Source organism: Shewanella sp. SG41-4, assembly GCF_014164505.1.
Lineage (GTDB): Bacteria > Pseudomonadota > Gammaproteobacteria > Enterobacterales > Shewanellaceae > Shewanella.
In genome coordinates, this window is the sequence record NZ_JACJFI010000734.1 from 1 (window position 1) to 707 (window position 707).

1 protein-coding gene is annotated in these 707 nt (G+C 40.7%); it reads right to left on the reverse strand.

Annotation, left to right across the window (positions count from 1 at the left end):
- Positions 1-79: 79 nt before the first annotated feature.
- Positions 80-631, reverse strand: a complete 552-nt coding sequence (locus H5202_RS23570) for a transposase (RefSeq protein WP_443019479.1) — start codon at positions 629-631, stop codon at positions 80-82.
- Between the last annotated feature and the right edge of the window lie 76 nt (positions 632-707).

Genomic DNA, 707 nt, shown 5'->3' on the forward strand with positions numbered 1-707 from the left:
TAACATGTTGAGGAATGCCGATGGGGCAAATTCTTGGGGATCTTGGCATGTGTAACTTCCATGTTCAAAGTGACTTGAACTAGAGAGTATAGCTAAGAAATTTAAGTTTACTCTGACCCCACTTACTCTGAGGATTTTGGCTTATTGACAGGTAAACCTGATGTGGAGTACAAAGCTGAGAGGCCTTACCTAGGGCGTTGATTTGATAGCTCGACCATATATATTCGGCAGGGTCATTAACCATATTAGCTCTGACAGGGTTGAGTTCAATATAACGATATAGTTGGATTAAGTACTCTTCAGTTTGCACTAAGCAAGACTTGAAGCGCCCCTCCCAAAGTGTACCTGTGCGTTTGTATGTGTAATTAAAATATCTCACATATTGTCTGCCAAGAGATTGCATCATAAGGCTAACAGCATTGGCTTTTTGAGGAGTACAAAGCAAATGAACATGATTTGTCATGAATACCCACGCGTGAACATCAACATGAAATTTACGTGAATACTCTTTTAGCCATCCAGCATAGGCTTTAAAGTCTTGTTCAGACGTGAAGCAAACGTGGCGATTATTGCCCCGTTGAATAACATGTTGAGGAATGCCGATGGGGCAAATTCTTGGGGATCTTGGCATGTGTAACTTCCATGTTCAAAGTGACTTGAACTAGAGAGTATAGCTAAGAAATTTAAGTTTACTCTGACCCCACTTA

Excerpts from the sequence above, each read along its gene's own strand:
- H5202_RS23570 (WP_443019479.1), bottom strand. The coding sequence starts at position 631 with ATGCCAAGATCCCCAAGAATTTGCCCCATCGGCATTCCTCAACATGTT.